The organism is Bacillota bacterium (genome assembly GCA_013178045.1).
Taxonomy (GTDB): domain Bacteria; phylum Bacillota; class Ch66; order Ch66; family Ch66; genus Ch66.
In genome coordinates this window covers 15,315-35,566 of the sequence record JABLXP010000023.1, presented here as the reverse complement: position 1 = coordinate 35,566, position 20,252 = coordinate 15,315, and the positions used below count along the sequence as shown (strand labels likewise).

At 54.7% G+C, this 20,252-nt stretch carries 24 protein-coding genes; all 24 read left to right on the top strand.

The window, feature by feature from the left end; genetic code table 11:
- Positions 1-273: hypothetical protein (locus HPY81_09435; protein NPV27639.1), on the top strand; the 273-nt coding region annotated here is incomplete at its 5' end.
- 189 nt (positions 274-462) lie between these two features.
- Entirely contained in the window at positions 463-630 is a 168-nt protein-coding gene (locus tag HPY81_09430) for a Flp family type IVb pilin (protein ID NPV27638.1), read from the top strand.
- Between the two features lie 100 nt (positions 631-730).
- Complete coding sequence (locus HPY81_09425) at positions 731-1,276, top strand: hypothetical protein (GenBank protein ID NPV27637.1); 546 nt, start codon at positions 731-733, stop codon at positions 1,274-1,276.
- A gap of 19 nt (positions 1,277-1,295) precedes the next feature.
- A complete protein-coding gene (locus HPY81_09420) occupies positions 1,296-1,700 on the top strand; it encodes a pilus assembly protein (protein NPV27636.1) in 405 nt (134 codons plus the stop codon).
- A gap of 50 nt (positions 1,701-1,750) precedes the next feature.
- Positions 1,751-2,713, top strand: a complete 963-nt coding sequence (locus tag HPY81_09415; GenBank protein NPV27635.1) for a hypothetical protein — start codon at positions 1,751-1,753, stop codon at positions 2,711-2,713.
- A gap of 25 nt (positions 2,714-2,738) precedes the next feature.
- Positions 2,739-3,485: a Flp pilus assembly protein CpaB gene (gene cpaB / locus HPY81_09410; GenBank protein NPV27634.1), complete on the top strand. Its 747-nt coding sequence runs from the start codon at positions 2,739-2,741 to the stop codon at positions 3,483-3,485.
- Positions 3,486-3,530: 45 nt separating this feature from the next.
- A complete protein-coding gene (locus HPY81_09405; protein ID NPV27633.1) occupies positions 3,531-4,754 on the top strand; it encodes a response regulator in 1,224 nt (407 codons plus the stop codon).
- A 303-nt stretch (positions 4,755-5,057) separates the two neighbouring features.
- Positions 5,058-6,431 (top strand): CpaF family protein, encoded by a 1,374-nt coding sequence (locus tag HPY81_09400; GenBank protein NPV27632.1) that lies wholly within the window; start codon positions 5,058-5,060, stop codon positions 6,429-6,431.
- A 66-nt stretch (positions 6,432-6,497) separates the two neighbouring features.
- Positions 6,498-7,469, top strand: a complete 972-nt coding sequence (locus HPY81_09395) for a type II secretion system F family protein (GenBank protein NPV27631.1) — start codon at positions 6,498-6,500, stop codon at positions 7,467-7,469.
- Positions 7,470-7,537: 68 nt separating this feature from the next.
- Entirely contained in the window at positions 7,538-8,455 is a 918-nt protein-coding gene (locus tag HPY81_09390) for a type II secretion system F family protein (GenBank protein ID NPV27630.1), read from the top strand.
- A gap of 12 nt (positions 8,456-8,467) precedes the next feature.
- The gene (locus HPY81_09385; GenBank protein ID NPV27629.1) at positions 8,468-8,821 is read left to right on the top strand and encodes a DUF192 domain-containing protein; all 354 of its coding nucleotides are present in this window, start codon (positions 8,468-8,470) and stop codon (positions 8,819-8,821) included.
- Between the two features lie 161 nt (positions 8,822-8,982).
- Positions 8,983-9,714: a GTP-sensing pleiotropic transcriptional regulator CodY gene (gene codY / locus HPY81_09380; GenBank protein ID NPV27628.1), complete on the top strand. Its 732-nt coding sequence runs from the start codon at positions 8,983-8,985 to the stop codon at positions 9,712-9,714.
- A gap of 135 nt (positions 9,715-9,849) precedes the next feature.
- On the top strand, positions 9,850-10,596 hold the full coding sequence (locus tag HPY81_09375) for a ComF family protein (protein NPV27627.1): 747 nt from the start codon (positions 9,850-9,852) through the stop codon (positions 10,594-10,596).
- 77 nt (positions 10,597-10,673) lie between these two features.
- Positions 10,674-11,084: a hypothetical protein gene (locus HPY81_09370; protein ID NPV27626.1), complete on the top strand. Its 411-nt coding sequence runs from the start codon at positions 10,674-10,676 to the stop codon at positions 11,082-11,084.
- A gap of 10 nt (positions 11,085-11,094) precedes the next feature.
- On the top strand, positions 11,095-11,394 hold the full coding sequence (gene flgM, locus HPY81_09365) for a flagellar biosynthesis anti-sigma factor FlgM (GenBank protein NPV27625.1): 300 nt from the start codon (positions 11,095-11,097) through the stop codon (positions 11,392-11,394).
- A 16-nt stretch (positions 11,395-11,410) separates the two neighbouring features.
- On the top strand, positions 11,411-11,911 hold the full coding sequence (locus HPY81_09360; GenBank protein ID NPV27624.1) for a flagellar protein FlgN: 501 nt from the start codon (positions 11,411-11,413) through the stop codon (positions 11,909-11,911).
- Between the two features lie 39 nt (positions 11,912-11,950).
- Positions 11,951-13,438 (top strand): flagellar hook-associated protein FlgK, encoded by a 1,488-nt coding sequence (gene flgK, locus HPY81_09355; protein ID NPV27623.1) that lies wholly within the window; start codon positions 11,951-11,953, stop codon positions 13,436-13,438.
- Positions 13,439-13,442: 4 nt separating this feature from the next.
- Positions 13,443-14,354: a flagellar hook-associated protein FlgL gene (flgL, locus tag HPY81_09350; protein NPV27622.1), complete on the top strand. Its 912-nt coding sequence runs from the start codon at positions 13,443-13,445 to the stop codon at positions 14,352-14,354.
- A gap of 360 nt (positions 14,355-14,714) precedes the next feature.
- The gene (locus HPY81_09345; GenBank protein ID NPV27621.1) at positions 14,715-15,278 is read left to right on the top strand and encodes a hypothetical protein; all 564 of its coding nucleotides are present in this window, start codon (positions 14,715-14,717) and stop codon (positions 15,276-15,278) included.
- Positions 15,279-15,420: 142 nt separating this feature from the next.
- The gene (locus HPY81_09340; protein NPV27620.1) at positions 15,421-15,924 is read left to right on the top strand and encodes a flagellar assembly protein FliW; all 504 of its coding nucleotides are present in this window, start codon (positions 15,421-15,423) and stop codon (positions 15,922-15,924) included.
- 354 nt (positions 15,925-16,278) lie between these two features.
- Positions 16,279-16,539, top strand: a complete 261-nt coding sequence (gene csrA / locus HPY81_09335; GenBank protein ID NPV27619.1) for a carbon storage regulator CsrA — start codon at positions 16,279-16,281, stop codon at positions 16,537-16,539.
- A gap of 263 nt (positions 16,540-16,802) precedes the next feature.
- Positions 16,803-17,630, top strand: coding sequence for a flagellin (locus HPY81_09330; protein NPV27618.1), 828 nt, complete (start codon positions 16,803-16,805; stop codon positions 17,628-17,630).
- 241 nt (positions 17,631-17,871) lie between these two features.
- Complete coding sequence (locus HPY81_09325; protein NPV27617.1) at positions 17,872-18,423, top strand: hypothetical protein; 552 nt, start codon at positions 17,872-17,874, stop codon at positions 18,421-18,423.
- A gap of 10 nt (positions 18,424-18,433) precedes the next feature.
- The gene (locus HPY81_09320) at positions 18,434-20,245 is read left to right on the top strand and encodes a motility associated factor glycosyltransferase family protein (protein ID NPV27616.1); all 1,812 of its coding nucleotides are present in this window, start codon (positions 18,434-18,436) and stop codon (positions 20,243-20,245) included.
- Positions 20,246-20,252: the final 7 nt, after the last annotated feature.

Sequence of the window (20,252 nt, the reverse complement as noted above, 5' to 3'; positions counted from 1 at the left end):
GTTGCCGGGGTGCAGCAGGAGACGCAGGAACTGAAGGCGGCAGTCGTGAAGTTAGAGGCTGGACAGAGCCGGCTTGAGACCCGCCTGGATAAAGTGGAAGTAAAGCTGGAGAAAGAGGTCAGCGACCGCATCCGTATTTTGTTTGATGCTTGGAAGGTGCATGAGGATAATTTCCGGGAAGCGAGGGCTAAATTGGAAAAATTGGATGATATTGCTCTTGATGTTCGTTACCTGGTGGCCAGAGTTACCATGTTGGAGAAAGCGGCAAAATAATTAGGGAAAAAGGGGACAGGCTACTTTTTTGCTTTGCAAAAAAGTAGCCTGTCCCCTTTTTCCTGGGACCCTGGTCCCACTAAAATCGTGACGATCAGCTGATACCCAACCCCCGTTTTCTCTGCTAGACTGAAAATACACGGAAACATGGGAGGGACGAGTTGTGGTTAATGAGGAGGTGAAGAAAGGATGGTTAGTCAGGTTAAACGGCTGTTCGTGGAGGAACGCGGGCAAGGGATGGCGGAGTACGGTTTGATTCTGGTGTTTGTGGCTCTGGTGGCTGTTGTTGGCTTAACGGCCATGGGAGGACAGCTCAGCAGTCTGTTTGACACCATCAAAACCAAACTTACGCCCTGATTCTTCTTAAACCTCGACCCTACTCAGTCCATGGGTAGGGTCGAGCACTATCAGGCCTGAGTGTGGGCTCAGTTCGCAAATCACCGCGAGGTGAAGCTGAATGAACGTGGAGGGTTTTCTTAACCTGGTGTTGCTGCTCGCTTTGATCATCTCTCTCTACTCCGATATAGTCGGGCAGAAAATTTACAACGCGGTGCTGGCACCCGCCGTGCTGCTCGGTCTGGGGCTGAACGCGTGGGCGGCGGGCTTTGACGGCTTACTCTTCAGTCTGAAAGGGTTGGGGGTTGGTCTGGCCGTCTTGCTGCTCCCTTTCCTCATGGGCGGCCTGGGTGCTGGCGATGTGAAGCTCATGGCCACTGTTGGGGCCATTAAAGGGGCACTCTTTGTCTTGTATAGTTTCTTTGCCACGGCGCTGTTCGGTGGCTTGCTTTCTATTCTGGTCTTGCTGAGACGGAAAATAGGACTGGCCGGCCTGCAGGGGTTGGGCCGCGGTTTATATATTCTTCTTGTCAGTCACGGGAAAGTGAACACTCTGGACACCCTGGATAATCTGGATACCCTGGATCGAGATGTTGCGTCGACGGCTTTTCCCTACGGGGTGGCGATTGTGTTGGGCACGCTGACGGCATTCTGGTGGATGGGTTGATCATGGTGGTGAAAAGGCGATGCTGGTCTACTTGAACCAATTAATCCGGCAGCAACGCGGCCAGGCCCTGGTTGAGGTAGCCCTGGTCCTGCCGATTTTCCTCTTGCTGATCTTCGGGATTATAGAATTTGGGCGGGTGCTGGGTGCTTACCTCTTGATCACCCACGCTTCGCGGGAAGGGGCCAGGGCGGGGGCGGTTGGCGCCGCTGATACCGATATTGCGAATGCGGTCAACAATGCCGTTCCGACGCTTGACCCAGGCCGGGTCATTATTCATATTTCTCCCGATAGCACCAGCCGCGTCCGCGGGGCGGCCCTGACCGTACGGGTAGACTACTCTGTTCCCCTGTACGCCCCCTTTATAACTTCGATTTTAACCAATCCCTTCCCCTTGAGCGCGCAAACAACCATGCGGATTGAATAAAGTGAACGTCAAGTCGTAACGGGGGGAAATTGTCTGGAGGTAGGTTTTCTTTGCGCAACGGGCTGACTCGATTAATCAGGCGTCTGTTCCAAGAACAACGCGGCACGGTGGTAGTCTTGGTGGCTTTAAGTATGGTCAGTCTGCTGGGGTTTACGGCCCTGGTCACCGATGCCGGTCTCCTTTACCTGGCAAAAACAGAGCTGGCCAACTCGGTGGACGCGGCGGCTTTAGCGGGTGGGCAGAACCTGCTCATTGATCGGGAAACAGCGGAAAGCACGGCCAGCGAGTATGCTGCGCAAAACGGAGCTGACGCGGGTGAAATCACGGTCACTGTCAGCGATGATGCGCGGGAGATTACGGTTACGGGGCGGCGAACCGTGAACCTGTTTTTTGCCCGGGTGCTGGGACACCAAACGGGGGAAGTCAGGGCCAGCGCCACTGCCCGGGTGGGCCCGATTTCGAGTATAAGCGGAGCGGCTCCCTTGAGTATTGGACGGCAGGAGTTTGTCTATGGAGAGCGGTACTACCTGAAAGACGCGCCAGGTGGTGAGGGTAGTGGCGACCCGACCCACCGCTCGGGCTGGTATGGCGCCCTGTCGTTGGGCGGCAAAGGGGCCTGCCGGTACCGGGAGAACCTCAAGGACGGTTTCTCAGGGGTGCTGCGGGTGGGCGATGTCGTGGATACCGAGACCGGCAACATGTCGGGGCCGACAGGTGACGGGATCGGTTACCGGCTTGAAAGTTGCCACCATAGCCCGGCGTGCACCTTTGCCAGCTTTCAGCGCGACTGCCCGCGGGTGCTGATGGTGCCGGTGGTGGAGCCATATGATTGGTCTGGCAGACAGGTTAAAAAGGTGCGGGTTGTTGGCTTTGCCGCGTTTTATGTTGAAGAGGCCCCTGGATCTGGCAATGATAACCATGTGGTCGGCCGTTTTGTGCGGACGATCGCCAGCGGGGCGATTGATCCCGGCGGGAGCGAGTTCGGGCTGTACGGGGTAAAGCTGGTTCACTAGCGCGGGGAAAGCGGGGGGTACGAGGATGAAACTCAGAACAGTCATTACGGCGGCCGTGATTTTCGGCCTGCTGACAGCAGTATTTGTCTATACTTATCTCAATAATTTAAAGAAAAGCATGGACCACGGCGAGAAGGTCAAAGTGGTGGTGGCGAAACAGGATCTTCAAGCCCGGACGCTGATCACGGCAGCGATGGTGGAGGAGGTCGAACGCCCAAAAGAGTTTGTGCATGCGCAAGCCTTCTCTGACTTGAAGGAGGCTGTTGGCCAACTGACCCTGATCCCGGTGGTGAGCGGGGAGGAACTGCTGAAGAGCCAGGTGGTCCGGCCCGGGGAGACCCGGCAGGGGTTGGCTTATCGCGTGCCGGTTGGTAAGCGAGCGGTCGCGGTGGCGGTCAATGAAGTGAGCGGGGTCGGCGGCATGTTGAAACCAGGCGACCGGGTGGACGTGGTGGCCACGGTTGATTTAACAGATGGAAAAGGCGGCGACAAAAAGACCTATACTGTAGTTAGCCTGCAGGACATTGAGGTGCTGGCGGTGGGGACGAACCTCCAGGAAACCAGTCCGGGTGGAAAAGGGGACGGGGCGTCCAGTGACACGAAGAAAACCGAAAGCAAAACGGTCACGCTGGCGGTGACGGTGGAGCAGGCCCGGCCGCTGGTCATCGCTGCCGAGCGGGGGGCGATCCGCTTAATGCTGCGCTCACCCGCGGATCAGAGCAAAGTCTCAACCAGTCCGTTTGAACTGCATGACTTGCTGCAGGTGAATTAGACGTGGCCATTGTTGTCGGGAAACGATTGAAGGTGGTGAGAGGCCGTGTCCCGCATCAAAGTGCTGATTGCTGATGACATTGACGAGACCAGGGAAAACATTAAACGGTTATTGTATTTTGAACCGGATCTGGCGGTGGTGGGAGAGGCCCGGAACGGTGAAGAGGCGGTCAAGCAGGCGGAGAAGTTGCGCCCAGATATTATCCTGATGGATATCAATATGCCGGTTCTGGACGGCATCGGAGCGACGGAGATCATCAGCCTGCGGGTGCCGACCGCCAGCATTATTGTTATTTCTGTTCAGGGTGAGCAGGAGTACCTGAAAAAAGCGATGATGGCCGGGGCCCGGGAGTATTTGATCAAGCCGTTCAGCAGTGATGAGCTGGCCGACACCATCCGTAAGGTCTATGAGCTCGAACGCCGCCGCAAGCTGCAGCAGGCGACCCACCGGGCCCTGGACCAGGCGACGCGGCCGAAGCCGCAGGTGGTCACGGTGTTCAGCACCAAGGGCGGGGTGGGCAAAACCACCCTGGTCACCAACCTGGCGCTGAGCTTGCAGCGGGAGGTGAATACCAGAGTGGTGGTGGTGGACCTGGACCTGCAGTTTGGGGATGTAGCGGTCATGCTCAACGTGATGCCCAGACGGACCATTACCGACTTGCTCCAGGAGTTCCACCTGCTGGATGCGGAATTGATGGAAAATTATCTGGTTGAGGAGCAGGGGGTGAAGATCCTGGCGGCGCCGAACCGACCAGAATATGCTGAACTGATCAGCCCTGGCCAGGTCGAAAAGATCCTGGGGGTGCTGAAGGAAACGTATGATTTTATTCTGATCGATACGCCAGCTGCTTTTAACGAGACCACACTGACGGCGCTGGATGCCGCTGACCAGATCCTGATGGTCGCGGCCCTGGACTTACCCACGATCAAGAACGTCAAATTAAGCATGGAGGTGCTTGAGTCTCTGCACCACAAGGGCAAAGTCAAACTGGTCTTAACCCGGGCGACGAGTGATGTGGGGATCAAGGCGGAGGATGTGGAAAGGGCCTTGAATTTTCGGATCGCGTCCGAGATCCCCAGCGACGGGAAAATTGTCACTTCGGCGGTGAACCGGGGGGTCCCCTTTGTGCTCAGCCACCCCGGCTCGCGGGTAGCGCAGAGTGTGAAAGACCTGGCTTACCTAGTGATGAACAACAAAGGCAGCCAGGAAGAGTTGGCGGCGGTGGGTAAGCGCGGACTGTGGGGCCGGCTCCTGGGGGGCCGGGCTTGACCTAGCTGCCGCATAGTAAGCTGCGAGCGCTGACGAGTAAGGAGGCGAGGGATTTCGACGTAGCGCCCTGAGCCATTCGGGTGCGTTGAAACGGCAGGAATAGGCCCAGGAGGAGTGACCCAATGAATGCCTGAGGAGCAGTCCGCTGACTGTTGGCGCGGTCGGTAACGTTGCAGGTATGAATAACAGAAAGTTGGCGAAGTAGCGGTCGAAACCCGCGCCTCTGACCCCGAAGAAACAGGTGTTTATACATATCTTTATGGTGAGGAGATAGCTGTTGGTATTATTGGAGGTACGCGGAGCATGTCTCTACTGAAACGACTGGAACAGGAAAAAGGCACTGCCCGGACAAGCGTAGATAAAGGGCGCGACCGGTCAACCCCGACCGCAGTCCGGCCCGATCCCTACCAGGAGCTGAAGCAGCGGATTCATAAACAGATCATCGAAGAACTGGATGCCGATTTCCTTACCACGAAGGAGAAGGACAAACGGGACCTGGATGATGCTCAGCTAACCGCCCAGGTGGAGAGCATCGTGAATGAGGTGATCGACAGCCAGCCCGCCTTTATTTCCCGCACCGACCGGCAGAAGATCTTAAATGAGATCCTGGACGAGGTCTTTGGTTTTGGCCCGATCAATCCCCTGATTCAGGACCCGACGGTCTCGGAGATCATGGTCAATGGGCCGAAGCAGGTCTACGTTGAGCGGCATGGGCGACTCCAGCTGACGGATATCACCTTCCGGGACAACGAGCACGTCCTGCACATCATCGAGAAGATTGTCGCTCCCCTCGGCCGGCGGATCGATGAGAGTATGCCGATGGTGGACGCCCGGCTGCCGGATGGTTCGCGGGTCAACGCGATTATTCCCCCTTTAGCTTTAGGTGGTCCAACAATCACGATTCGCAAGTTTGCCCGTGACCCCCTCAAGATCGAAGATCTGATTCGGTTTGGCACCCTGACCCCCGAGATGGCCAGGTTTATCGAGGCTTGTGTTAAGGCCAGGCTTAACCTGGTAGTTTCCGGCGGGACTGGTTCGGGTAAGACGACAACGCTCAATGTCCTGTCCTCTTTTATTCCGCCTGATGAGCGGATTATCACCATTGAGGATGCGGCTGAACTTCAGTTGCACCAGGAACACGTCATCAGTCTGGAAAGCCGCCCGGCGAACATTGAAGGGAAAGGGGCGATCACCATCCGCGACCTGGTGCGCAACTCCCTGCGGATGCGGCCCGACCGGATCGTGGTGGGCGAGGTGCGCAGTGGTGAGGCTCTGGACATGCTGCAGGCGATGAACACGGGGCATGATGGTTCGCTGACTACCGCGCACGCCAACTCTCCCCGGGATTTGCTAGCTCGCCTGGAGACGATGGTGCTGATGGCGGGGATGGAGCTGCCGGTGCGGGCGATCAGGGAACAGATCGCCTCGGCGCTTGACCTGATCGTCCACCAGAGCCGCCTGCGTGACGGCAGCCGCAAAATAACCTATTTGACCGAAGTCCAGGGGATGGAGGGCGATGTGATCGTCCTGCAGGATATTTTTGTGTACGAGCAGCAGGGGGTTGATGACCACGGGCGGATCATCGGCCGTTTCCGGGCCACCGGTATTCGGCCAAAATTTATCGACCGTCTGGAGGCGGCCGGGATCAAGCTGCCGGCGGAGATTTTTCGGATATAGGGGATTTTTCGGATATGGATGTGGCCCTTTTTATGGTAAGCAGCAATGGCGAAAGGATGACCATGGATGCTGATCGGGATCATTACCGTTTTTGCTTTTCTCACCGCGACCATGCTGGCCATCGCCCTGTTCGGGTTAATCGGGGCCCGGCGACAGGCGATCCATGAGCGGCTGCGGCGATATACTGCGGGGCAGACCACGCCGGCGCGTCCCCGAGGTGACCTTCCCCGGCAAAAAAAGTTAACCTGGCGCGCCTTGCTCCGGCAGGCCAGCCAGATTTTCGCGGCGCGTGCCTTCACCCGCCGGATCGAGCAGGAGTTGATGCGGGCCGACATCCCGCTGCGCGGCGAGGAATTTATCCTGCTCAACCTGCTGGCGGGTCTGGGGGCTCTGGGGTTGGGCTGGCTGCTGACCGAAAACATAGCTTCAGCGACTGTGCTGGGGGTGCTGGGCTGGCTGGTTCCCCCGCTGCTGGTCGGCCGGGCCAGGGCCAGACGGTTGGTCAGGTTTAACCAGCAGCTCGGCGAGGCGCTGACCGTGATGACCAATTCACTCCGTGCTGGTTACAGTTTCCTCCAGGCGATGGAGATGGTCAGCCGGGAGATGCCGGCGCCGATCGCTGATGAATTCGGGCTTGTCCTGCGGGAAATAAACCTGGGGACAACCACCGAAGAAGCGTTGCTGAATCTGCATAAAAGGGTGGCCAGCGACGACCTGGATCTGATCGTGACTGCGGTCCTGATTCAGCGGCAGGTGGGGGGGAATCTGGCGGAGGTTTTGGATAACATTTCCTTGACCATCCGGGAACGCATCCGGATTAAAGGGGAAATCCGGACTTTAACCGCCCAGGGACGAATTTCCGGACTGATTATCGGCTTGTTACCTCTGGGAGTGGTCGGGATGATTCTATTAATCAACCCTGGTTATATTAAGCCACTGTTCACCGAACCGCTGGGGAACGCGATCGTGGTGGCCGGGATTGTTTCCGAGATCGTGGGGGCTATGTTGATCAAGAAAATTGTCAATATCGAGGTATGAGGGCTGACCTAATAGTGAAATTATTTAATATCAATATTTAATATCAAGCTTTGGAGTGATCAAATGTGATTTGGCTTGTTACCTGCAGTGCAGGCCTGACCGCGTCGCTCTTTACTCTGGCCTTCTGGCAGTACCTGTACCGCGAACGTCTGGCTGTTTTATCCCGCTTAAACCAGTGGCAGCGTAACACTGAGCAGCGGGAAGAGGTTTATGAAAAGTTGAACCAGCCTTTTGCCGACCGGGTAATTCGCCCCTTCCTGAGGAAAATGGCCGGCCGCATGGAGAAGCTGATGCCGTCCAGGAAGAGGGCGGGGCTTCAGCACAAGCTGGCCATGGCCGGCAACCCGGGCAATTTGTCAGCCAACGAGTTTCTGGCTATCCAGTACGGTTTAGGGCTGCTCGCGGTGGCGGTCGCGTTGGCGACTATCCCCTGGCACTGGCGCCTGAGCGCTGGTTTGCTCTTGACTGCCCTGGTGGCTGGGTTGGCTGTTTTAGGCCCAGAAATTTACCTGCGTTTCCGGACCCAACAACGGCAGGAAGAACTGGTCAAACGTTTGCCCGATGTGCTGGATTTACTCACGGTGAGCGTGGAGGCGGGTTTAGCTTTTGACGGGGCTTTACAGAAGGTTATCGAAAAAACTGACGGGGTGCTGGCGGCTGAATTTGGGCGGCTGCTGCAGGAAATCCGGATGGGTAAACCGCGGCGGGAGGCCTTGCGCGACCTGGCGGACCGCACAGGTGTCGATGACCTGACCACGTTTGTCGGGGCGATGGTCCAGGCCGATCAGTTGGGGGTGAGCATCGGCAATGTTTTACGCCTGCAATCCGAGCAGATGCGCCGGCAGCGGCGGCAGCGGGCGGAGGAAAAAGCGATGAAGGCTCCGATTAAGATGCTGTTCCCGCTGGTACTGTTTATTTTCCCTACTATTTTCATCGTTCTGCTGGGACCCGCGGTACTGCAGATGCTCAAGGTTTTTGGGCGATAGGAGGTGGGCGGGGTGGAGCTTTACAATGTGACCAGGCAGGTGACGCTGGCCAGTCAGGTGGAATTGGCCAATACTTTTTGGCGGCGCTGCCGGGGATTACTGGGACGACCGGAGATGCCGCACGGGTCGGGCTTGCTCCTTACTCCCTGCCGGGCAATTCACACTTGTTTCATGCGGTTTGCCATTGACGTCTTGTTTGTAGACAGAGAATTCCAGGTCCTCTTTGTGATAGAAGAGATGCAGCCATTTGTGATCAGCCCCAAGATTCCCGAGGCGAAGATGGTGATCGAACTACCGGCGGGGACAGTCCGCTCTTCTAACACCCGGGTTGGCGACCTCCTGAAACTCACCGCCCTGATTAAGTAAAAAAGGGGACAGGCTACTTTTTTGCTTTGCAAAAAAGTAGCCTGTCCCCTTTTTTTTAAAAAATTTTGCAGCAGGCAGGAAATTCAGGTTGAGTGACGAAATATTCAAAAAATAATAGTTTTGTCTATCTGGGGGATGGGAAGGAGAGAAGGTTATTGGAACTGGAAGGACTGTTGCAGAAAACCCGGATTTTAAACAAAAGCATCCAACACCAATCGGAGCAACCAGCGGATTTTGATGAAATGGCCCGGACCCTGAGCGAGTTGACAGAAGCGGCAGTCTATATATTGGATGACCAGGGGCAGAAGCTGGGATACTATAAATGGCCCGGCGTTCCGCGCCCAGAACTGGATGGACGCATCTGCGACCAAAGAGGAATCAAGCCCGAGTATATGGAGTGGCTGTCTAATTTTAATGAAGTCGCGGTCAACTACCCCTTAGTCGAGGCTTTTCTGACGATCATCCCGATCCACAGCGGACAGAAACGTTTAGGTACACTGGGGCTGGTCAAACGGAAGGCTTTTTCCACCGAGGACACGATCCTGGCCGAGCACGGTGCGGCGGTGATCGGTCTGGAAATCTTGCGCCAGATCAGTGAGCGTAATGAGCGAGAAAACCGGAAGCGAGAAGCGGTAGCGCAGGCTTTGGCGGTACTATCTTATTCCGAAATCGAAGCCGTCAAATATATCTTTAAGGAATTAGAGGGTGACGAAGGGTTTGTCGTCGCGATTCGTCTGGCCGATAAATACATGTTGACGCGCTCCGTGATTGTGAACGCCCTGCGGAAATTGGAGAGTGCGGGCGTAATCCAGGCACGGTCGCTGGGGATGAAGGGAACCTACATCAAGGTTTTGAACGAGTATCTCTACGAGCAACTGGCCAAAATGGAATAGGCAGGAAATCAGGTCGTTGTTTAAGAAAAGAGGCCGGTCGATCTGACGCGGCCTTTTTAGCTGCCCTGGTTGTTATTGCTCTTTCCTGTTATTTTCGTTAAGCTATTAGCAGAAGCTGTTTTAAGGAGTCGGCGAATGAACACCCTCTGGGAGGCCTTGCTTGAGCTGATTTATCCGCACCCTGTAAACTGTCCTTTCTGTGACCGGGTCCTGTCCTCCCTGGGCCCTGTACCCTGTTGTGCTGATTGCGCCCGGGAACTGGCGCACCAGCGGGCCGGGCCGATCTGTCGACGATGCGGTAAGTTTCTTCACGGGGAACTGGGGCCATTTTCTCAGCCGTTATTTTGCCTTGATTGTCAAATGTCCCGGCCTACCTACACCCTGGCGCGAGCGGTTGGTCCTTATGAAGGCCGTCTCAAAGAGGTTGTGCATCGACTGAAGTACCAGAAAAAACGCTGGCTGGCCAGACCATTGGGCCAATTAATAGCGGAAGCCGTGCAGGGAGAGCCCGCGTTCGGTGCGGCCGAGGTGGTCGTCCCGGTTCCCTTGCATCAGGCCAAATACCGGCGGCGCGGCTTCAATCAAGCGGAGCTGCTAGGTCAAACTTTGGCCAGGGAATTGGGTTTGCCGTTTGGGAAGGGGGCCCTGGTGCGGTTGATTGATACCCCGGCGCAGACGGAGTTGGGGAGAGAAGAACGCCAGCATAACTTGACCGGTGCCTTTGCCGTGAAACAGCCGACGATGGTCAGGGAGAAAAGGGTATTATTGGTTGATGATGTGCTGACTACTGGTTCAACCGCGGGCGAGTGCAGCCGGGTGCTGATGGAGGCTGGCGCACGTCAAGTGCTGGTGGCCGTGGTTGCGGCGGGGCGTGGGAAATAATGGCTGTAGATTTGGGCTAAAGTTTTGCCCAGGATTTAACGATAATATATTTTAAAGTGAATAAGGAGGGAACAAGGGTGGACCTGCGCAACTGTCCTGAGTGTGGACGCTTGTTTGCCTTCGTCGGTCAAAATCTCTGCCCAGCCTGCCTGGAGGAGGAGGAAAAGGAGTTCGAACTGGTGCGGGAGTACGTGCGCGAACACCGTAATCCGACGATTACAGAGGTTAGCGAGGCCACCGGGGTAGGGGCCGACAAGATTATTCGTTTTTTAAAAGATGGCCGGCTGATTGCCAAGGGGTTAATTACGGAGGGAGTGCTGGAGTGTGAAAGCTGCGGTTGCCCAATCTCGGCCGGGCGACTGTGCGAAGCGTGTCGAGACGAACTGACGCGGAACATTAAACGATTGACCCGGCCGGTAGAGAAAGAACAGCCAGTCAAGCGGTCGAAGAGCGAACAGAAGTGGCGGACGGATATTATAAAGAAGTAGGTGCAGACAAATGATCATTTCCAGTAACCAAATTAATCATTTCTTGAAAATTTACGGTCAGCAGATGAAGGTTAACGCCCCGGGCCGGAAGGAGGCGCCTGGGGGGACGGGGAAAGCCGATGAGCTGGTACTATCCGAACAGGGAAAGGCCATTCAACTGGCGGCCCAGAAGGTCCGGGAGACCCCGGACATCCGTGAGGACCGGGTCAGGGAATTGAAAGAAGCGATCGAGAAAGGCGCGTATTCCGTTTCCAGTGAAGAGATCGCGGAGAAGCTGTTGGGCCGACGACTGGTGGATGAATTGGTTTAAAAAGGAGTGAGCCGGCGTGCAAGAAACCGTTGCGCAACTGACCGAGATTATGCGCCAGCAGCATCAGCTTTACCGCAAACTGGCCGGCTTGGCCCGGGCGAAACAGCAGCACATCATCGAGGGTAATCTCCAAGAACTGGAGAAGGCGAACCAATTAGAAGAGCAGCTGGTGATCCAGGGGTTGCGTTTGGAGGACGGGCGGCGGGACTGTCAGACCAGACTGGCCGAGCTGTTCGGCCTGTCAGCCGATGAACTGACGGTGACCAGTCTCCTGGAAAAATTGCCGCCCGAGCAGGCTAAACCTTTATTTAACCTGCGCGACGATTTGATGCGGACTGTCACTGAACTCCAGGAGACAAACCGGGAAAACGCCAGTCTGCTCCGGCAGGCCATGGACTGGGTCGAGTACACCTTGCGCTTGTTAACTGAGCCCCAGGGGGATGGCGTCTACACGGCGGAAGCGGCGGCGGATAAACCATCGTGCCAGGAGGCCAGAATTCTGGATGTGAAGGTGTAGGGATAAGATTATATATTTTTGAGGAGAAGAGGGCGACAGATGAGTTTTTTCGGTTTGGAAATCGGCCGGAAAGCAGTTATTACCCAGCAGGCAGCCCTGAATGTGACGGGGCACAACATTGCTAACGCGAATACACCGGGGTTCACGCGGCAGGAGGCGGTGCTGGTGGCCACTCCCCCGGTCAATGATTTGACGACCGGGATTGGCCAGATGGGCACCGGGGTGACGATTGAGCAGATCCGCCGCCTGCGGGACAATTTTGCCGACGCCCAGTACCGAAAAGAGAATACCACAGCCGGCTACTGGGCCAGCAAGCAGGAGGCCCTGGACAAGGTGGAATTGATTATCAATGAACCTTCCGACAGTGGCCTGCGCAGCGTGATGGACCAATTCTGGGTGTCGCTGCAGAAACTTTCTGAGTCACCCGAGAGCCGGGCTGCGCGTTCCACGGTGATCCAGAGCGCCATTGCCCTGGCAGAAACTTTCCACCACATGGACAAGCAGTACCAGGAACTGCAGGAGGACCTGAACCAGTCGGTGGAGGTCCAGGTGCGGGAGGTTAATTCCCTGGCGACGCAAATCGCCGACTTGAACCAGCAGATCCTGAATATTAAAGTATCAGGACAGGAGCCGAACGACCTGTACGACCAGCGTGACTATCTGATTGACCAACTGACGCGGTTAGTGGATGTCCAAATCCGGGTGGAACAATCGGGGTTGGTCAATATTTATCTTGGCGGCCGGGTGCTGGTGCACGATGTTCAGGCTTACGGTGTGATCGCCAAACGTGACGAGAGTGATCCCCGCGGATTTTACAACATGGTCTGGGCGGTCGATGAGCAGCCGGTTGATCTGCGGGGTGGGAGCATAAAAGGATTGATCGAGGCGCGCGGCACCTGGGACGGGACGAAACATACGGGGATGGTCCCCGACCTGCGCCAGAAACTCGATGCCCTGGCGGAAGCCATCACGAAAAAGATGAACGAGGTTCATGAACAGGGGTACGGATTGGACACCAGTACCGGCGGGGTGTACGAACACGTGAAGCTGTTTAAGGAGCCGGCGGATTTTCCAGGGGATACCTTTGTGTCGTGGGCGTCATTCATTGACCTGAACCCGGCGGTCAGGGATAACCTCGATAAACTGGCGGCGGCGACCCAGGTTGAAACATTACCCGACGGCAATGTCCGTGGCCAGCCGGGTGATGGCAGCAATGCCCTGGCCCTGGCGGCCTTGAAACACGATGTGACGATGATGGGTAATGCGTCATTTGACGACTACTGGCGCTCGGCGGTGGCCCAGATCGGGGTGGATGCTCAAGAGGCCAGGCGAATGTGCAAAAACCAGGAGGTTTTGCTGCAACAGCTGGACAACAAGCGGCAGCAGACGGCGGGGGTGTCCATCGACGAGGAGATGACCAACATGATCCGGTTCCAACATGCTTATGGAGCCGCGGCCCGGCTGATCACCGCGGTGGACGAGATGCTGGAGATCCTGATCAGCCGGCTGGGCGTAGTGGGAAGGTAGGTGAATGGTCATGCGGATTACGAACAACATGATGGTGAATAACCTGATGCGCAACCTGTACCGGAACATGAACGTGCTGGACGAGACGGAAGAAAAATTGGCTTCGGGGCGCACAGTGCAGGTGCCTTCCGACAATCCGATCGCGGTGACGAATACCTTGCGCTGGCGGACCAACCTGGCCGAGGTCAACGAATATCTGGAGAAGGTGCGCGAGGCCGGCAACTGGCTGAATACAGCGGACAGCGCCCTGGACAGCCTGACCAGCATCCTGCAGCGGGTGCGGGAACTGACGGTCTACGGCGCCAACGGCAGTCTGGCACCGACGGACCGGGCGGCGATCGCCAAAGAGGTGGACCAGCTGGCCGAGCAGGTGGGACAGATCGCGAACACCACCTATGGCGCCAAGTACATATTCGGTGGCACTAACACCACGGCGCCACCCTATGACCCGACGACCTATGACTTAAGTACAGGGACGGGCTGGCAGGGGAACGACCAGGAATTCCGGCTGGAAGTGGCCCAGGGGGCGCTGCTGACGGTGAATTCGCCGGGGAGCGTGATTTTTAACGGTACGGGAGGCACGCCACGGCTTTTCAAGGTGCTCAAAGACCTGTCGGATAACCTGGTGAGCGGAGATACTGCCGGGCTTAACCAGCGTTTGCAGGAAATTGACCAGAACATTGATAATGTTTTAAATGAGCGGGCAGTGGTCGGGGCGAAGCTCAACCGCCTGGAACTGCACCAGACGCGCTTAGAAGACCTGGAGAAAAACTATACGGAGTTGCTGGCCCAGAGCGAAGACGCTGACCTGGCGGAAGTGATCATGAACCTGAAGATGCAGGAAAACGTCTACCGGGCCTCGCTGGCCGCGGGGGCGCGGATCATCCAGCCGACCCTGGTGGATTTTTTGCGGTAGGGAAGAGGCGGGTTAACGTTATGGTTTGGTTGAGGCTGGTATAAATTCGTGGAAAACGGTGATTCTATCGGGCGTAATGGTTTAAGGTATTGGTAAACGGTGACCAGATTTTCGGGAGCGCCTGAAGGGGTTTTCGTGATTTTTGAGGATTTTGTGGCTTTATTACTTTGTGTTTTGGGCGTTCTGGAATGTCGAAAACAGAATAGGAAACTGGGTTTCAAGGGTTTTGTCTCTTTTTTGTGTTTTAGACTATTACGATGTTAGTTTTAAGCTTTGACGAACTATTTGTTAAGGATTATCAAGTTTTATGTTTTTTCGGTGTTTTTGGTTTCATTGGACTTTTCACAGGAGGTTATCAAGGTGCTGCTGCGCATCGACCAGATCTGGGGCCGGCTCGGTCTGGAGCTAACCGCACCTTTTCTCCAGATTGCCGTCACCCACCACCGCTTCGCGGTTAACCACACCCAGCCGGTGCTGTCTGTGCGCCCCGACCGACTGGAGCTTGACATTGACACCACCGCCGCCCGGGAGGACCTGGGGTTGTACGACCCGAACCGTTTCTGGCATGCTTGGGCGGCGCAGGGAGCGGCGGTGGCGGTGGAGGCGACGGCCAAGATTGCCGAGGAGGGCGATCGGCTGGCGGCGATCGAAACGGGGGAGACAGACGCGATCGCCAACATCGCGCGGGAGAACACCACGCCCGACGACGAGTTCGACGTGGGCCTGGTGCCGCAGCACCCGCCTGAGATCCGGTGGCGGGAGGTCCCCGGAGAGCAGCACTACGCACCGGGCGAGGTGACGGTCGACCTGAAGCCGGGGTGTGTAGACGTGGAGCTGCGCCGGGGTGTGGTGCGGGGGTACCTGCGCCAGCCGCCGGTGCTGGAGATTCGGTATGTGGGTGGGAATGTTGATGTCCGGGTGTGACGGCGCAGATCCGGCCCAGGGGCGACAGGGCGGGTGTGGCTGCCGAAAATAGCGCCGGCGCCCGGCTGGGGCGGTGCCGCCGGTCGCCTGCGGACATGGTAACTATCTTGGGCGCTAGTGCGATACGGGGAGGTACATGCGTATGCTGATCCAGACGCGCCACTTTGGCGAGATTGAGGTTGATGAAACCAGAATAATTGAATTTCCCGCCGGGCTACCCGGTTTTGCGGACACCCGCCGGTATGTCCTGCTGCCGCACGGGGATGACAGCCCTTTTTACTTCCTGCAGTCGCTGGAACGATCCGAGGTGGCGTTTGTTGTGACCTGGCCGCAGCGTTTTTTCCCTGATTATCAGCCGGTGATCCCACCGGACGAACTGGAGGAAATTGGCCTGACGGCAGGAGACGGGGAGGTGGAGGTCCTGGTTATCCTGACGGTACCGGCCGACCCGCGGTTGATGACGGCCAACCTCCTGGCCCCGGTGGTAATTAACGTGGCGGCCAGACGGGCCCGGCAGGTCATCTTGAACGGGAGCGGCTACACGACCCGCCATTGTGTCTTTCCTGAGTCGGCGGCTACTGCGGAGACAGTGGCAGTCGGTTCGCCAGCGCGGGCGGGGGAAGTGAGGGCCTGTGTCGGGGGCTAAGACGATGACCGCGGTATGGGCGGCTACTTCCTGCAGCTATTGAAGGGAGAACTGATAACAGGGTATCTGGGTGGTTAGCTGTAGTGGTGGTAGGGATTGGACATGAAAAACTAACTCCTTTTGCTCTTAGTAAATGTTTAAAAGTGGTCAAGATATAGAGCGTATAGTGAGCCTCTGGGCATGGGATTACCTGGATGAAACCTTAAGGTTCTTGTGCTGGGCGAAAGCAGAGCACGCACGCAGTTTTATACGGGACTGGTCCCTTTGTTTTTTTATTGTTGGCGAGATATAACATAATCTGTTTTTATAGCTATAAATGGGAGTAAATCTCGCTAGGGCGAGTTGGAGGAACGTATGCTTGTCTTGTCCAGAAAACTGAACGAAAGCATCATGATCGGCGATGAAATCGAAGTGACGGTGGTGGAGATCCAGGGCGACCAGGTGCGCCTGGGTGTGCAGGCGCCCCGTTCGGTGCGTGTCTACCGGCGCGAAGTCTACCAGGCCATCCAGGAGCAGAACCGGGCGGCCGCTCTGTCTGTACCCGGACCGGGTAAAATTGATCAACTGCTGCAAGAAATAGCCAGAGAGATAAAAAACGAGAAAAAAGATGAATGATTGACATTTCGATGGATTTTAAATCTTATCGGCGAAAATTAACGGTGGTTACAGATAAAGGGCGGCGCGGTCGCCTTCGATATTTTAAGTAGGTTGTCCAAATTGACCAGGTCAATTTGGACCATAACGCTGTCGGCCCAGGGGAGGAGGTGAAGTGGCGGCTGAGCAGTAATCAGTCAGGGCCAAAGCAGAGTAAACCAATCTGTTGAATAAACGCCGGGCACGGACGCCCGGGCGAAAAAATCTTCAAGGAGGAAGGAAAAATGAGGATTAACCACAACATCGCCAGTCTGAACACGTATCGTCAATTGTCAGCGAACAATGTACTCCAGAATAAGTCTCTGGAGAAATTATCATCGGGCCTGCGTATCAATCGTGCTGGTGACGATGCGGCGGGTTTGGCTATCAGTGAAAAAATGCGGGGGCAGATTCGGGGCCTGGAAATGGCTGCCAAGAACGCGCAGGATGGAATATCCTTAATTCAAACGGCAGAGGGTGTCCTGAATGAAACTCATTCCATTTTGCAGCGTATGCGCGAGCTGGCAGTGCAGTCTGCCAACGACACGAATAATAGCAACGACCGTGCTGAACTGCAGAAAGAAGTAGACCAGTTGATAGCGGAGATCGATCGCATCGCCAACAACACCGAGTTTAACACGCAAAAACTCTTGGATGGTAGTCTTAGCGGATCAGGCAATGCCCTCATTTTCCACATAGGGGCCAATTCAGGCCAAACCATTAAACTTGATATTAATTCGATGACCGCCAGTGGTCTTGGTGTCAGCGGGGTAAATATCAGTACGCAGTCAGGCGCGGAGGCTGCCATTACTACTATTCAAGCTGCGATAGATACTGTTTCCAGTGAGCGTTCTAAACTCGGTGCCTATCAGAACCGCTTGGAGCACACCATCAACAACCTGGGCACCGCTTCCGAGAACCTGACCGCTGCCGAATCCCGCATCCGCGACGTGGACATGGCCAAAGAAATGATGGAGTTTACCAAGATGAATATTCTGCAACAGGCGGCTACTGCGATGCTGGCGCAGGCCAACCAGCAGCCGCAGATGGTGCTACAGCTGCTTGGGCGATAGGTTGGTTATCTTAGTTTTATCAGCGCGAAACGAGGGGTATCTTTCGTGGATACCCCTTTTTCTTAAAATTATGTAGAATGACTTATATACAAGTAAACAAAATAAATTAATTGAAGAGAGAACTTTTTATCCATGTTTACAAATAGAAAGTGATGAATTAAAATTTTTCTGGGTGATAACCCTGATTTGGCTGGTTAGCTTGGTAAGTAAAAGAAGAATATAACGGAATTAGGGTGATTTAATGAAATTGTGGATAGATGATGATTTTCTGGGTTCGTTTGACTGTGTCGCGTCTGCTGCTGTCAAACTGGCGGAATGGCAGGAAGCAAATAGAGAGAGGATTTTATATTTATACGAATGTAGTGGCGAGCAGTATAGTTATGCCGATTCGTGGGACGATTTTTTGAAAAAAAATGTGGATCAGGATGTGGAAGTGAGGATTGTCACAGCTACTCAGGAAGCGCTCCAGCTGGAACTGGTTGATTCAACGCTGGAGTATCTTTCCCGTTTGTGCGGTTCTATCGAGAATCTGGCAGAGCGTTTTTATGCTGATCCCGATCAAATAGCGTGGAAACAGCTGTCCGATTTTGTAGAAGGGCTTTATTTTCTTTGCCGTTCTCTGGAAATTATTCAGTGCCCGGTTTTTGACCGGGAAGAATTCCATGAAAAGCTTGCGGAGTTTCTGCGTGCGATGGAATCAAAGGATACAGTGGCGGTGGCCGATGCGCTGAACTACGAGTGGAGCAGATGGCTGGACGGGTTGAGATGCGGGATTTCCGGAATAGAGAATTGAGGGTGTGTATATGGCGCCAACCGGACTTTACCAGAAGAATGTCGATTTCCTGAAGGAAAACTGCCCGCAGTTATGGAAACAGATTAAAGGGAAGAACAGCGGCAGCGCCTATACGGTACTTCCTGCCAGGGAAAAGGGGCTGTACTGCATTGAGGCGAGCCAAAAAGGTGGCGGTTCTTTACTGCTGCACAGCAGGTACAATCCCGTCCGGGAAGCGGAAATGTGGGCTGCAAAGCAAGATCTGGCAGGGATCAGGCATGTTGTCCTGTACGGCTTCGGTTTGGGATATCACGTCGAGGCTTTGCTTGAGAATCATCCCGATCTATCTTTTTACATTTACGAGCCGGATGTAGAGATCTTTCTGGCTACCCTTGAATACCGGGATTGGTCCACTTTTCCGTGGGAGCGCGTCTTTATCGTTTTCGAACACGGCAACGACCGCAGCCGGGTGTTTGTTGAGCACGTTGTAAACCTGGCCAAAAGTGGCTGGACCTTTCTAACGATACCGGCCTTTGAGCGCTGCTTTTCTGAGCGTCTTGAAGAACTTGCCGAGAGCCTGAAAAATGCCCGCCAATCCTATGTGGAAAGCCTGCTTACTAATGTGGTATTTGAGAAGGAGTGGACGGTTAATGCGCTGAAAAATCTGCCGTATCTCTGGAAATGCGAATACATCTTTCATTGCAAAAAATATTTCCAGGGACGCACGGCAGTCATGACTGCTTCGGGGCCTTCTCTTACCGAAGCTGTACCCTATATTAAGAAAATTAAAGAATGCAAGCAGGCACTGATTGTGGCAGCGGGAACCAGCGTCAACGGCTTGCTGAAATACGGTTTGGTCCCGGACATGTTCGTTTCGTACGATCCTTTTCCCGGTAACTATAATGCCCTGAAACCTGCTCTTTCTTGGGGTGCCCCGCTTGTTTTCGGAAGCACGATTAATCACGATGTGGTAAAGAACCATGTTGGTCCAAAGGCTTATTTTATCTTGAGTCAGGATACGGTGTTTAACTATTTGCATGGAGCACTTGAGTCAGCTGAAGTAATTGAGGATGCTCCTTCTATTGCTGTGGTTACGCTCAGGCTTCTGGACAAACTGGGAATAAGAGAGGTTATTCTCGCTGGTCAGGATCTAGCTTTTGTAGGCGATCGTTACTATGCTGACGGAATTGGAGTTGCTAGACCAGAAAACGTATTGGATATTGAAAAAGAAGCGGCGGTGGAGGTAGATTCCAATAGCGGTGGGAAAGTACTGACGAGTAGATCTTTTATCAGGATGAAGGAAAGCCTGGAACAGGTGATCAGTTTATCGCGATTTGAGAGGGTTATTAATACTTCTCCTCGCGGAGCTAAGATTGCGGGCACATTTTTTCTTGAATGGGATGATGTAATGGGAGAACTCTCAAATTGCCCCGCTGGTGAACCTCCTGTTTTTAAAGAATCTGCGGCAGTTGTCGGCCTAAGGAAGCTCAAGAGGACGGTAAAGAGTATACTGATGGAGATTGAAGAAGATTTTATTTCTGCACTTAAAAAAGCTGAAGAGTTCTTGAATCTGGATGAAAGTGCTGCTGAAGCAAAAAAAGAGCGGATTTTTGAAGATGTTTCACGGTCTGTGGAGATGCTTACCTCACAAAAGAAGTTTGCTGCTTTTATTAGTCCGATGATCCGTAATGAGGAGCATTTATTGAGGAAATCTCTTGGGGACATCCGCTATATGTCGTGGGAAGAAAAGCGGAATTTCGTGGCGGTGGATCTTAAGAGGTATCTGAACGGAATTCAGGCATCTCTTTTTAAGTTAAAAGAAGCTGTAGAGGAATGGGGCTGAAAAAAGA